Genomic DNA, 13,894 nt, shown 5'->3' on the forward strand with positions numbered 1-13,894 from the left:
GCAGCGCATCGCGCTGCCGCTCGGACGCAGAGACCTCTTTTCAACAACAGCAGCCCACACAGGCGCAAACTCTTCGTACTGGGGGACGTGAGCAGCACGCCGTGCCGCTCCTTCGCACTGCCCGCCTGACCGGGAAGGTTCGCCGGGTCAGTGGTCGCGGCGGTTGGATGTGCGGTGACGTCCGATCCGGCTGCCGGGGTCGCGGTGGCAGAGCCTGTCCGTGTGCGCAGAGTGACCGGCCAGGAGGGGCAGACGCTGCAGCAGATCGTGCGCCGAGCAGCCGCTCGGCTGAGCTTCACTCCGGTGAACCTTCCCGGTCAGAGCAGGACCCGTTCCACGGTGTCGCTGAGCCGAAGGGTGCCGTTCTCGCGCCGCACGGCCAGTCCGGCGGTCTTCGCCCGCTGCCGGGGTTGTGGAGCCAGGACGGTCGCGAGCGCGTCGTGCAGCCCCTCACCCGTCAGCTTCCGGAACGGGAAGGTGACACCGATGCCCAGATCCCGCACCTGTCTGCCCCACAGCGGCTGGTCTCCACCGACCGGCACGACCACCGCCGGGATGCCCGCGCGGGCGACATCGTGGGTGGTGCCGGAGCCGCCGTGGTGGACCGCCGCGGTGCATCGCGGCAGCACGCGCCGGTAGTCGATCGAGCGGGCGACGAAGGTCCTCCCCCGGTCGCCCGGCGGGAGGTCGGACCAGCCGGCGCCGACCAGTGCGCGCACGCCCAGTCGCGTGGCGACCTCGCCGATCAGTTCGAGCAGCCCGGCCGGGTCCTGCAGTGGCATGCTGCCGAATCCGAAGAACACCGGTGGTTCGCCATGGCTCAGCCATACATCGAGTTCCGGGTCGGGGTTCCGCTCACCGGAGGACGCCGGCATGCCGGCGATCGTGCAGTAGTCCGGCCAGTCGGGCGGTTTCGGGAACAACACCGGACTCACCAGCAGTTCCTGGGGTGTCCGTTGCGCCCGCAGGCGGGCGAAGGAGTTGAGGCCGGTGCCGGGCAGGCCGAGCCGCCGGCGGATGCGCCGGATGGTTGCCCGGTTAGCCTGCCGGTAGACCTGCTCGAAAACGGCGTGCGCCGGCCGTCGCAGGAGGGGCGGCAGGAAGTAGTCGCCGAGGAACGACGGGTGGTAGGCGCTCGACCGCTCAAGCGGGTAGGGCAGGTTGAGCACCAGCGGCTGCGCGTTCCGTTCCACGACGCACTGCGCGCGCAGGGTGGTCATCGGGCTGGTCACGACGGCGTCTGCGCCCGCACAGCCGGCGATGAGCGCTTCGTCGATGGCGGCGCCGGCGCGGGCCTCGAGACGCGCCACTTCCCTGCCGAACTTGACCAGGCTGCGGGACAGCATGAACTGCCGGAGCACCCCGCTGAGATCCACCGGGATCTCGCACGCCTCGAAACCGGCCTGGCTCACCCGGTCCAGGTGGGCGGTGTTCACGGTCAGCACCAGGTGGTGGCCACGGGTGCGAAGTTCCTCCGCCACGGCGAGGTTCGGCTCAAGGTCGCCGCGCGAGCCCAGCGACAGCACTGCGATCTTCACACCGCGCCTCCTCGCGCTCCGGCTTTCGGTGACACCGGCAGCGTCCGCAGGCCGCGCAGGACCGGGCTTGCGATCCGTTCCGGGGTTCCGGCCGGGCGCAGGCCGGGCAGCCGCCGGAAGATCGCCTCGATCGCGCTCCGGGCTCCGGGCCCGGCCGGGGTGTGGTCGGCGCAGTAGTGGATCCCGTGGCCGAACGCCAGGTGGCCGGTGCGGCCACGGTCCAGGACGGGGCCGTCGAGCCGGAACGCGGTCACCGGCACGCCCTCACGTTGCAGACTCCCAGGACCTGCCCCAGGAGGGGGTGGGGCTCGCTGGTCACGGTCATTCCCTTGTCCCGCAGCAGTTCTTCCACGTCGTCGACCTGTGAGACCGCCGTGTTGTGCACTTCGAGTGCGACGTTGCGGATCCTGGCCCAGTCGGTTTCGTCGATCCCCGCCAGCACGTCGAGTTCCGCGCCCTCGACGTCGATCTTGAGCAGGTCGATCACCGTGCGGTCCGGGTGGTGCTCGGCCAGCGACCGCGAAAGCCGCTCGACGCCGACCGTCAACGGGCTCGAGGCGAAGAGCGCCTCCGCCTGCTCGGCGCCGACCAGTTCGGCGGTGACCTGCTTCTGACCGGCTTTCCCTTCGGGGTAGAACGTCGAGTTCCCCGGCATGGCGGGGTAGTAGGTGAACGCGGCGGCGCCCGCCTCGGCACCGAGCGCGTGGGTGTGCACGGTGATGTCGGTGATCCCGTGGAGCTCCAGGTTCCGCCGCAGCACGCGCGCGGTTTCGGGTGCGGGCTCGTAGGCCACGATCCGCGCGCCGGGATACCGCCGGCGCATGTTCAGCGAGAACAGCCCGATGTTGGCGCCGACGTCCACGATGAACGGGGCCTCGCCCAGGTCCTCGTCACCGTAGGCGTGATCGACGAAGACCTCCTGGTGGATGAAGCGGGCCTCGATCTCGCTCAGCGCGTAGCAGGAGAATCCGCCGTCGAATTCGATCAGGGTCGGGCTCATATCGGGGTCGCCTTTCGGGTCAGGCTCGGAAGTGCTGGAGCGGGGGCCGGAGCCGGCCGCACGGCTCGGTCGGGCCGGCTCCGGCCTGGTCGTCCCCCGGCCGGCCCGACGGTTTCGTGCCAGCGCTCGATCCCGGCGCGCTCGCGCGCCCGCGGGTCCGTCACACCGAGGCCCGGCTCCGGCGCCAGGCAGGTCACGGCGACCTTGCCGACGTGCTCGTTGAGCTGTACCAGGCGGGCGGCCTCACCGGTCTCGGCGAGCGGATAGGTGGCCGAGAGCACGGGCCGCAGCATGCCCTGCCGGAACAGCCGGGTGCACTCGGCCAACTCGCTGTAGTTGACCCCGTGGCTGCCGATGATCCGCTTGAGGTTCATCCACAGGTAGCGGTTGTCGAACTGGTGCTGGTAGCCCGTGGTCGAACCGCAGGTAACCACCACTCCACCACGGCGGACGACAAAAACCGAGGCCCCAAAGGTCTCCCGGCCCACGTGGTCGAACACCACATGCGGATCCTCGCCCAGCCCGGCACGGATGATCCTGCCGATGTGCTTGCCGACCGCCTGCGACCGCGCGGCGAGGTCCGGTTCCCCGGTGTCCGGCAGCTCTTCCCGGTTGATCACGAGGTCGCAGCCGAGCCGTCGCGCCAGACCTGCCTTCGCCTCGGACCCGACGATACCGACGGCGATCCCGCCGCCGTTCTTGACCAGTTGCACCGCGAACGCGCCGAGCCCGCCGGTCGCGCCCCAGATCAGCACGATGTCGCCCTGCTTGATCCTGGCGCCGTGCTCCCCGACCAGCATCCGGTACGCAGTCCCGGCGCACAGGGCAAAGCAGGCGGACTCCTCCCAGGTCAGATGCGCCGGTTTCGGCAGCACCTGCGAGGCGCGCACCACCGCGTAGGTGGCCAGGCCGCCGAAGTTCGTTTCGTAGCCCCACGCCAGCTGGCCCGCGCCCAGCATGCCGTCGTGGTGGGTCAGCGGTTCCTGGTCGTCGACGTAGACCGGACTGACCACGACGTGGTCGCCGGGCTTCCAGTGCCGCACCCCGCTGCCCGCCCGGACCACCACCCCGGACGCGTCCGACCCGATGACCTGGTGGTCCCGGTCGTGCCGGGCGGCGAACCCGCCCTGGCGCGCGAACCGCGACAGCATGCCGAAGGTCGGCACGGGTTCGAAGGTGGCCGACCACACGGTGTTGAAGTTGATGGAACTGGCCATCACGGCGACGAGGACTTCGTCCGGGGCGAGTTCGGGCATCGGCACGTACCCGACCCTGATCGACTTGCGCACGTCCTTGTCCGCGATGCCGCGGAACATCCCCACGTCCTCGCGGCGCAGGTGAGCGGCCAGGTAGTCGGCCGGAACGGGCTCGGCCAGCAGCTGTTCTCCCGTGGCACCTTCGGCCACCGCGTGGGCAAGGCTGTCCACTGCATCACTCCGATCGTGGTTGTGTTGACCGCAGCCCCCTGCCTCACCGGAACTCGTCCAGGAACCGCAGGATTCGCCCGAACACGTCAAGCGCCGCACCGCGTCCGGCGAAGGCGTCGAAATGGCCGTACCCCGGCACCTCGACGTACCGCACGTCGAGGTGCGGCTGCCGTGCCGAGAGCACTTCGTGGCACAGCTTGTTGGAGTCGAACCACGCCTCGTTCCGGCTCCCCGACAGCAGCAGGACCGGACAGTCGATCCGGTCGGCCGCGTCGAGCGCGTTCTCCGGCAGCACGCGGTAGCGGTCGTCGTGGTCGTTCCACCGCACCACCGAGTGGGCGAGCTCGACCCGGCGCAGGTGCGGGATGATCCAGGTCGGCACCGGGCCGAACAGGTCGGCCAGCCCGCGGTGCGTGCGCGGGTCCAGGTTCTCGTGCACGAACAGCGTCCCGCCGAGGCCCCAGTTGCGGTGCACCAGCGCGCAGGTGGGATCGGGGCAGGGAGCACGCCGGGCCAGCAGCGCGAACAGCGGCGTGTACCGCGACCACAGCCCGACCTTGCGGAAGTCGCTGGGCAGCTGGTCGAAGCGGGTGCGCAGCAGTTCGGCGCCGAACGAGGCGCGCATCCTGGCCGATCCGCTCATCTTCGGGGTGAGGAACACGCCGTGGGCCACCACCCCGTCGAGGCCGGGCACCAGGCCCGCCGTCAGGCTCATCGACAGCGCCAGCGCTCCGATGCAGTGCGCGACGACGAACAGCTTCCGCTCGCCGATGCGCGCGCGGATGTGCTGCACCGCACCGGGAATGTCGTAGAGCGCCACGTCGTCGTAGCTGAACCGGGCACCGGTTTCGTTGTACGGCAACCGGCAGCTCCCCCGCCAGTCCAGCAGCCACGGTTCGTACCCGGCGTCGACGAGTACGTCGACGACGTTGCGGATGTCGGGCAGGGTGAACATGTCCGAGGAGGCGGAATGCCCGTGCAGGAGCAGCACGGCCGGGCGCGGTTCGTCGTCGACCGCGATCCGGCGCAGCCTGAGCAGGGTGCCGTCCCCGACCCGCAGCGGGATGTCTTCCACCAGCTGGACGGCATCCCGGCGGTGCAGTGGGCTGAGGGTCATCGGCGTGTCTCCTGGTGGGTGGCGCCCCGGCGCAGGTCGAGCAGTTCGGCAGCGGCACGCAACGACGGTTCGAGCAGGCCGCGGCCGACCTGGAGGTTGAACCAGCCGAGCCAGATCAGCTTCGCCCGCCGCCGGTCACGTTCCGGCAGGGCCGGATCAACCCGCAGGCCGTCGACCTGGTCGGGCAGGTAGCTGCGCACCGGCACCGCGACCTCACCGGCGTGGCTCGCCGCCTCGCCGTCGCGGCCGATCTCGACGGTCACCGTCCGCGTCTGGCGCAGCAGGTCACGTCCGGCGCGCGCGGTCTTCGTGCCCGCCAGCCACCACTGCCGCCCGTCGGCGTCGCGCAACTGCAGCCGGTACCGCATCAGGGGGTGCCGTAGTCCGTTGCGGACCGGGATGCCCTCCTGCGGGCGCACCCGGAGCGAGCCGGCCAGCACGGTCAGCGGCTCGGCGTGCAGCAGGGCGCAGGTGATGTCCCCGCCGACGTCGACCCGCCGCTCGGTCACCAACTGGTACATGCTCTGGATCGACAACCGCAGCGCCAGTGTGCACGGCGTGCGTGCCTTGTCTCCGACGGCCCCGATCTCTCCGTCCATGGTTTCGTGGAACCACAGGTAGGGCGTGCCGCCGGGCCTCGGCAGCCGGGCCACCCCGCTGCGGGCCAGCTCCTCCAGGGTCCTCCGCTGCGCCCTGCCGTCGTACGGGGAGGCGGCGGGAAGACCGTGTCCGGCGGCGAAGGCCAGGGTGCGGTCGCAGCGCGCCGCCGGCGCGGACAGCTGCGCCTCGCACAGCCGCGCCGCGGTGGGCGACTGCAGCATCCGCGCCAGGAACTCCAGTTCCGGGACCGGTTCCTCCCTGATCCTGGTCAGGGTTTCGTCCCGCCACCGGTCCCAGTCCTGAACGCGCGGGATCATGCCGCCGATCGTCATGTCCCGGACGACCTCGTCCAGGCTCCTCGGCACGCCGGTGAGGTGGTAGGTGCGACCCCACGCACCCGGTTCGCCCACGATGGCCGCGGCCGTCCGGCTCACCCAGTCGACGGCGGCCACGTTCAGGTAGCGGAAGGCGGGCAGGGTGCCGAAGCGCGAGTACGCGGCGAGGAACGCACTGGAGAAGTCGTGCCCGTTGTGCGCGCCGGTGTCCGGGTGCCCGCCGATCCCGGCCGGGCGCAGCAGGGTGACGACCAGGCCGCGTTCACGGGCGCGGCGCAGGACGGCCTCGGCCGCCCACTTCGTCTGGTCGTATCCGGCCGAGAGCCGGTCGAGGTGGGCCACCGGGTCGTCCTCGCCCATCGACCCGATGCCCAGCTCGTTGAAGACCGCGACCGACGAGACATGGTGCAGCGGCTTGATCCGGCCCGTCATGGCCAGCTCCGCCAGCGTCAGCGGGCCGAGCACGTTGCTCCGGCGCAGCGACGGGTACCCGCGGAGGAAGTCGACGGCCGCGCCGACGTTGACGATCGCGTCGACCTCGTCCGCCAGCTCCGCCCAGCGCTCGGCGGACAGCCCCAGCATCGGCCGCCGGAAGTCGCCGGCCAGCGCGGTCACCCGGCGCGCCACCTCGGCCGACCAGGGCAGGTGGAAGTGGGTCAGTCCTTCGGCGAGGCGCCTGAGCGCTGCTTCGTCGTCCTCCGCGCGTACGAGGCAGACCACGTGCGCGTCGCTGTGCCGCAGCAGGTCCAGCAGCAGGTGGCTGCCGAGGAACCCGGTGGCCCCGGTAAGCAGGGGGCGCCGGGGTGCGTCCGGTGGCGGTGGTCCCACGAACGGCAGGCTGTCCGCGCGCGCGACGTCGGCCATGATCTGGACGAGTGTCTCGTCGACCGCCGGGGAGTGCCGTGCCGGGGCGGACGGCTCGGCAGGCGCCGGGGTGCCGTGCGCGGCGAGCCAGCGGTGGGCGAGCTGCCGCGGCCGCGCGTCGGCGAACAGGTCGTCCAGTTCGACAGGTAGGTCGTGCTCGCGCGCCAGCGCCGCGGCGATCTCGACCGCGGTCACGGACGTGGCGCCGGCGTCGAACAGGTCGGTGTCCCGGTCGACCTCCTTTCCCAGGATCCGGCCCGCCACCGCCGAAATGACCGATACGAGCCGTTCCGCGTTCCAGCGGCCGACGTCGGCCGCGGGTGCCGCGACCGCGCTGCCCGGCGCGCCGGCGCTCGCCAGCAGATCGGCCACGGTCAGCTTCCCGGCGCCACCGCGCTCGATCGCCTCGGCGGTCCGGCGCGGGGCAGCCCCGGCCGCATGCGGATTCCCCATCGAACCCCTTCTCTGTCCGGCGTTCATCGCTGTTCCCAGGAGCGGAACGCACGTAGCCGCGCCGTGGTCACGGTGACGTCCAGCTCGTCCGCGTCGGCGTCGGCACCACCGAGCGCGGCGATGAGCCGTCGGGCCGGGACGTTGCGCGGCGTGGCTTCGGCGGTCAGCCGCACGGCCCGGCACCCGAGGCTCTCCGCGCGGCGGGCCAACCAGTCCAGCAGGCGCTCCTCGACCCCGCGGCCGAGCGCGCGGCAGCTCAGGTGCCACCCCACAACCCGCAGTTCCTCCCCGTGGGACCGGATCGCCAGCAGCCCGATCACCCCATAGTCGCCGAACCGGTCCCGGGCCGACGCCGTCCACACCTCACCGTCCCGCCGCCACCGCACCAGCTCGCCGTCGTCGACCTCGCGCAACGCGAACTGGTTGGTGCGCCGGACGAGTTGGGCGGCCCGTTCCACGGTGGCCTCGGTCAGCGCCACGACCTCCACCTCCAGCCGCAGGTCGGCGAGGAACTCGGCGAACTCCGTCCGCGCCCGCACCTCGTCCCGTTCGCGTTCGAGCCGGTAGGACTCCGCGCGGACCGCGTCCTCGGGGGTCACGGCCGACGGAACCAGCGGCCACAGCCTGGTCAGGAACGCCTCCAGCTCGTCGTCACCGGGGCAGGTCAGGGTGAGCACCTCCGGCAGCGCGGCCCGCAGCGCGGCCACCTCGACCGGGTTGTCGTCCAGGAACACGAAGCTGTCCAGGCCCAGCCCGAGCTCCGTCGCCACCGCCTCCAGCCGTTCCGCCTTGGGCTGCCAGCCGGTGGACAGCACGCTGAAGTGCTCCGCGCGCACGAGCGCGTCCGGCCGGTCGAGCACCGCGCGCACGGTGGCTTCGTCGTTGTTGCTCACCAGCACCAGCAGCGCGCCGGCGTCCCGCCACCGCAGCAACCGGCGGGCGAGCACCGCTCGCGGCCCCCCGAGTTCGACCGTCTCCGGGCCGGACTCGTCGGCGACACCGCCCCACAGCGTCTCGTCGCCGTCGACCGCGATCACCTTCGGCGGCGCCTCGCGCACCGCGGACACCAGCTCGCCGAGTTCGATCGCCACGGCCGCCTGGAACTCCGGGGTGAACGGCAGGTGCCCCATCGCCTCGGTCCGCTCGTCGAAGCGGTCCGCGGCCTGCTCGGCAGGCCATCCCGTGGCGTCCACCACCGCGATGCCGGGAACGTCGCGCAGCGCGTCCCCGACCGCGCGTTCCCAGCGTTCGAGCCTGGGGGCGGTGTCGCGCGCGGGCAGGAACCCGACGATCAGCGGTTTTCGGGTGCGCTCGGCCAGCGCCCGCGCCGCGGCCGGATACGCGTGCTCCAGTTCGGTCCACTGGTCTTCGCTCAACGCCCCGAACCGTTCCAGGTCCGCCGCCCGCAGCAGGAGCACACCGGCTTCCGTCGACGGCGCCGCCAGCACTCCGGCCGGATCGCGCAGGGCCGCCAGCAGGTGGTGGTACGGCGCTTCGACCACGCCGCAGTCGCCGAGCGCGAGCCGGCACAGCTCCGGCAGGCGGCCCAGCGCGAAGGTCGCGGCAAGCGCGACCTGCGGCTCGGGCACCGCGGTGGTGGCGACGGCCTCCGGGTTGTCGGCGATCTCACCGAGCACGGCGAGGTAGTCCGCGCCCAGCTCGGCGCAGGCCGCTTCGTCGATGATGTCGAGGTTGTAGTAGAAGCAGACCTGGTTGCCGTCCGGCAGGACGGTGACCATCAGGTCCAGGTCGCAGTAGCCCGGCCCGACCGGCACCGGTTCGGCGCCCCGGAAAGCCGCGCCGGACTTCAGGTAGTTGAAGTAAACCTCGACCATGGGCGCGTTTTCCCGGTACAGCCCTTCGGCGGCGAGCGTGGCCAGTGTGTCCGAGAACCCCGCTCCGCGGCCCAGCAGCCGGTGCAGCCTGCCGCCGGTCCGGCGCAGTACCTCGGCGGCCGGCTCGCCGTCCTCGACGGTGGCCGGGAACGGCACCGGGACACCGAAGTAACCGACCCCGGCTGGTGATTCGACATGGATCCGGGTGTCCACCGGGACCGCCAGCGCGAACCGGGACCTCCGCTGCCGCCGCGCGAGCAGCACCGTCAGCGCGCCGAGGAAGAACGCCGCCGGGGTGATCCCCAGTCCCCTGGCCCGCTCCGCAATCCGGTCGAGCGCACCGTCGGGCAGCGCCAGGAAGCAGGCACCGGCCCGGTAGCTCCGCACGGCCGGGCGTGGCCGGGCAAGGGTCAGGTCCAGCCGCCTGACACCGGTGAATTCGCGGGCCCACGCGGCTTTCGCCGTGTCGTCGCCGCCCTCCACCCGCTGCGCTGCGACGAGGTCCTCGATGTCCTGATCGGACACCGGGAGATCCGGAACGCCGCCGTGCAGCGCCGCGTCGATCTCGGCGGCCACCAGCAGCATCGACTGCCCGTCGGAAACACTGTGGTGGGCACCGAAGACCAGCACCTGTTCGTCGCCCGGGTCGAGCAGTTCGAACCGCCACAGCGGTGAGGTCGTCAGGTCGAACGGCGGTTCCAGCAGTTCCCGGACCCGGTCCTGCACGGTCGCATGCGCGCAGTCGCCGACCTCGGACCACCGCAGCAGCGGGCCCGCCGGTGCCCGCCGCACCTGCAGTTCGGTGTGCTGGGTGCCGGGCAGGATCGCTGTGCGCAGTGCGGCATGACGTGCGGCCAGCCCGGCGAGCACGCCTTCCAGTTCGTCCCGGGTGACCCTCCTGCCCAGCCGGACGGCCATGGCCACGGTGTGCGCGGCGCTCGGCACGCCCTGCTGCCCGGTCCGCAGCAGGCGCATGACGTCCCTGGTTGCCGGGTATCGCACGACCTCCGGCACCTCGGTCCGCTGCTCGGCGGGTGGTGCCACGGCGACGGGCGCCGGGACGCTGCCCAGCTCGTCCACGAGGTGGCGCGCCAGCGCGACCGGGCTCGGGTGCTCGAAGATCGCGGTGACCGGGAGCGGGACGCCGGTCACCGCACGCAGGCCGTTGCGGAGTTCCACGGCCATCAGCGAGTCGAAGCCGAACTGCTGGAACGTGCCCGACGGATCGAGTTCGCCCGGACTGCCGCCCAGCACGGCCGCGGCCTTCGCGCGGATCAGGTCCAGTACGACGCCGACCGCGTCCTCTTCGGACAGTCCGACGAGCCTGGCCGCCAGCTTCGGACCCGCGGCTGGATCGGCGGCCGGGTCCGCCGCGGTCGCACGCCGCGTACGCGGTGGCAGGAGCCCGCTGAGCAGCCTGGCGCGCTGCTCGGTACCGGCGAAGGACGCGAAGTCGAGCCGGGCGGGGACGACAACGGCTTCGCCGAGGGAGAGCGCGGCGTCGAACAGCGCCATGCCTTCGCGCGGTGACATCGCGCGGACGCCCCGGCGCAGCATCCGGGCCCGGTCGGCGTCGGCCAGGTTGTCCGCCGAGGTGAGCTCCCACAGCCCCCACGCGAGCGAGTGCGCCGGCAGGCCGTGCGCCGCGCGACGGGTGGCCAGCGCGTCGAGGAAGGTGTTCGCCGCCGCGTAGTTCGCCTGCCCCGGATTGCCGAGCGTTCCCGCGGCCGAGGAGAACAACGCGAACAGCGACAGGTCCATCCCCGCGGTCAGCTCGTGCAGGTGCAGCGCCGCGTCCACCTTCGGCCGGAGCACCCGGTCGAGCTGCTCGGCGGTCATCGAGGCGATGGTCGCGTCGTCGAGCACCGCGGCGGAGTGCACCACCCCGGCCAGTCGTTCTCCGCTGAGCAGCAGGGCCAGCTCGCCGCGGTCGGTCACGTCGCAGCTGACGATCTCGGCCTTGGCCCCGAGCTCGACCAGCTCCGTGCACAGCTCTTCGGCACCGGGGGCCGCCATGCCCCGCCGACTGGCCAGCAGCAGCCTGCCGACCCCGTGCTCGGTGACGAGGTGGCGGGCGACCACGGACCCGATGCCGCCGGGCGCGCCGGTGACCAGCACCGAACCACCGCGCAGGGCGTCCCCGCCGATCCCCGACGGTTCCCGGCCTGCCGCGAGCCGCACCATGCGCGCCCCGTACAGAGTGCCGTCGCGCACGACGAGCTGAGGTTCGCCGGTGGCCAGCACGGCCGCGGCGTCGAGGTCGTCGGCGTCGGTGCCGTCGGCTTCGTCGGTGTCGTCGGTGTCGACCAGCACGATCCGGCCGGGGTGCTCCGACTGCGCCGAGCGCACCATGCCCCACACGGCCGCGCCCGCGAGATCCCGTACATCCTCGCCCGGCAACGCGACGGCCCGCCGGGTGCGCACCAGCAGCGTCGCCGTGGAGGCGTCGTCGGCCAGTTCGGACTTCAGCACCGCGAGCAGGTCGCGGGTCGCCGCGTGCACGGCGGCGGCGCTGTCCCCGGCCGGCGTCTCGACCACGACGGCCGCCGGCACCCTGCCTGCCGGCCCGCCGCAGACCGGTTGCCAGTCCAGCCGGAACAGGTCCTGGTGGCACCCCGGCGCGGTCGCGGCCGCGATCTGCGCCGCGGACACCTCCCTGACCACGAGCGACTCCACGCGCACCACCGGCGTCCCGGCCTGATCGGCGGCCACCAGCGACACGGTGTCCGGACCCGTCGCGGTCATCCGAACCCGCAGCGAAACCGCGCCCGCGGCCGACAACCGCACGTCGTTCCACTCCATCGGCAGGCGGACCCGGCGGTCCTCGCCGTGGCTGAACGCCATCGTGTGGAGTGCGGCATCGAACAGCGCCGGGTGCAGGCCGTACTTGCCCGCGTCCCGCGCGGCGTCCTCGGGCAGCGTGATCTCGGCGAAGGTCTCCGCACCACGCCGCCAGGCCGCGCGCAGGCCCCGGAACGCCGGGCCGTAGTCGTAGCCGTGGCCGGCGAGGTCCTGGTAGAAGCCGTCCACCTCGATCACCTCGGCCCCGGCCGGTGGCCACTGCGCGAGTTCGGGGGCCGCCGGCGGCACGGCTTCGGCCGACACCGTGCCCTGAGCGTGACGCACCCAGGCCGAACCGGCGGGCTGCCCGGGGCGCGAGTGGATCGAGACGGCACGGTCGCCTGTTCCGTCCGGCGGACCGACGACCACCTGGAACTGCACCCATTCGCCGTTCGGCAGGACCAGCGGCGCCTCCAGGACGAGCTCGCGCAGCACGGTGGCGCCCACCTCGTCGCCCGCCCGGATCGCCAGTTCGACGAATCCGGTCCCGGGGAACAGCACCGCACCCCGCAGCGCGTGGTCGGCCAGCCACAGGTGGGTCCGCGACGACACCCGGCCAGTCAGCACCAGGCCATCCCCGTCGGGCTGGGACACCACCGCGCCGAGGAACGGATGGGCCTCGGTCAAGCCGAATCCGCCCGCGTCACCGGCCGGGGCCGTGGGCTCCAGCCAGTACCGCCGCCGCTGGAAGGCGTAGGTCGGCAGGTCCACCCGGGTCGCCCCGGCGCCGGCGAGGCAGCGCGCCCAGTCCAGCTCCACCCCGGCCACGTGCAGTTCCGCCGCCGACCTCAGCAGCCGTGCCATCCCGCCGTCGTTGCGGCGCAGGGAGCCACCGACAAAGATCTCTTCGCGCTCGCCGTCGAGTGTCTCCCGGATGCGCATGGTCAGCGCCGGGTGCGGGCTGATTTCGAGAAAGACCCGGTGTCCCTGCCGGTACGCGGCACGTACTGCCTGCTCGAACTGCACCGTTTCGCGGACGTTGCGCCACCAGTGGGCGCGGTCCAGCAGGCCGGTGTCCAGCTCGGCACCGGTGACGGTGGAGAAGAAGCCGATGTCCGGCGCGCTCACCCCGGTGACCGCGAGCACCGGGTCCAGTTCTACGCGGAGAGGCTCGATCTGCCGTGAATGGCCCGCGCCCCGGGCGGCGACCCTGGTCACCCCGACACCGTCGGCCGCGCACCGCGCCGAGAACTCGTCCACCGCGTCCACCGCACCCGACACGACAGTCGACTGCGGACTGTTGACCACCGCGACATCCAGCCGGTCCGCCCACGGCGCGATCCGCTCCCGCACCGCGTCCTCCGGCAACGCGACGACCGTCATCGCGCCGTTGCCGGACAGCGAAACCAGCGCTTGCGCGCGCAGCGCCACCAGTCGCACGGCTTCGGGCAGGGACAGTGCGCCTGCAACGTGCGCGGCGACGATCTCGCCCTGCGAATGCCCGATCACCGCGGCGGGTCGCACTCCCACCGACTCCCACAGCCGCGTCAACGACACCATCACCGCGAACAGGACCGGCTGCACCACATCAAGACGATCCAGTTCGGGCGCACCGGATACCCCGCGCAGCACGTCCACCAGCGACCAGTCGACCAGCCCCTCCAGCACCGCCGCACACTCACCCAGCTGCTCCGCGAACACCGGCGACGAATCCAGCAACTCCACCGCCATACCCGCCCACTGCGAGCCCTGGCCGGGGAAGACGAACACGGGCTTCCCCGAGACCGCGGCGCGTCCGCGGACGGCGTCGCCGGAGAGTTCGTCGTCGGCCAGCGAGCGTAATCCGGAAAGGAGTTGTTCCCGGTCGGCGCCGAGTACCACGGCCCGCTCGGCGAACGTCGACCGCGTGGTCACCAGCGAGAACCCGACATCGGCCGGATCCAG

General features: G+C 72.4%; 7 protein-coding genes. All 7 read right to left on the reverse strand.

Going from position 1 to position 13,894, the window contains the following annotated elements:
• Positions 1–317 precede the first annotated feature (317 nt).
• Genes ACFVT1_RS40375 through ACFVT1_RS40405 form a run of 7 tightly spaced genes read right to left on the reverse strand, consistent with a single transcriptional unit; the run spans position 318 to position 13,864 of the window.
• Complete coding sequence (locus tag ACFVT1_RS40375; protein ID WP_389805630.1) at positions 318–1,538, reverse strand: glycosyltransferase; 1,221 nt, start codon at positions 1,536–1,538, stop codon at positions 318–320.
• Positions 1,535–1,798, reverse strand: a complete 264-nt coding sequence (locus ACFVT1_RS40380; protein ID WP_389805632.1) for a hypothetical protein — start codon at positions 1,796–1,798, stop codon at positions 1,535–1,537. Before ACFVT1_RS40380 ends, ACFVT1_RS40375 begins: the two co-directional genes overlap by 4 nt.
• On the reverse strand, positions 1,789–2,538 hold the full coding sequence (locus ACFVT1_RS40385) for an FkbM family methyltransferase (protein WP_389805635.1): 750 nt from the start codon (positions 2,536–2,538) through the stop codon (positions 1,789–1,791). Before ACFVT1_RS40385 ends, ACFVT1_RS40380 begins: the two co-directional genes overlap by 10 nt.
• Positions 2,535–3,965 (reverse strand): crotonyl-CoA carboxylase/reductase, encoded by a 1,431-nt coding sequence (ccrA, locus tag ACFVT1_RS40390; RefSeq protein ID WP_389805638.1) that lies wholly within the window; start codon positions 3,963–3,965, stop codon positions 2,535–2,537. The genes ACFVT1_RS40385 and ccrA overlap by 4 nt, the downstream gene beginning before the upstream one ends.
• A 43-nt stretch (positions 3,966–4,008) precedes the next feature.
• Positions 4,009–5,082: an alpha/beta hydrolase gene (locus tag ACFVT1_RS40395; RefSeq protein ID WP_389805641.1), complete on the reverse strand. Its 1,074-nt coding sequence runs from the start codon at positions 5,080–5,082 to the stop codon at positions 4,009–4,011.
• Positions 5,079–7,334: a thioester reductase domain-containing protein gene (locus ACFVT1_RS40400; RefSeq protein ID WP_389805643.1), complete on the reverse strand. Its 2,256-nt coding sequence runs from the start codon at positions 7,332–7,334 to the stop codon at positions 5,079–5,081. Before ACFVT1_RS40400 ends, ACFVT1_RS40395 begins: the two co-directional genes overlap by 4 nt.
• Before the next feature lie 23 nt (positions 7,335–7,357).
• Positions 7,358–13,864, reverse strand: coding sequence for an HAD-IIIC family phosphatase (locus tag ACFVT1_RS40405; RefSeq protein ID WP_389805646.1), 6,507 nt, complete (start codon positions 13,862–13,864; stop codon positions 7,358–7,360).
• Positions 13,865–13,894 lie beyond the last annotated feature (30 nt).

The organism is Streptomyces sp. NPDC057963, from assembly GCF_042887155.1.
Lineage (GTDB): Bacteria > Actinomycetota > Actinomycetes > Streptomycetales > Streptomycetaceae > Streptomyces.

What these genes read in the sequence shown, in the direction of transcription:
- ACFVT1_RS40385 (WP_389805635.1), bottom strand. Translation starts at nt 2,538, where the DNA reads ATGAGCCCGACCCTGATCGAATTCGACGGCGGATTCTCCTGCTACGCG.
- ACFVT1_RS40395 (WP_389805641.1), bottom strand. Translation starts at nt 5,082, where the DNA reads ATGACCCTCAGCCCACTGCACCGCCGGGATGCCGTCCAGCTGGTGGAA.
- ACFVT1_RS40400 (WP_389805643.1), bottom strand. Translation starts at nt 7,334, where the DNA reads ATGGGGAATCCGCATGCGGCCGGGGCTGCCCCGCGCCGGACCGCCGAG.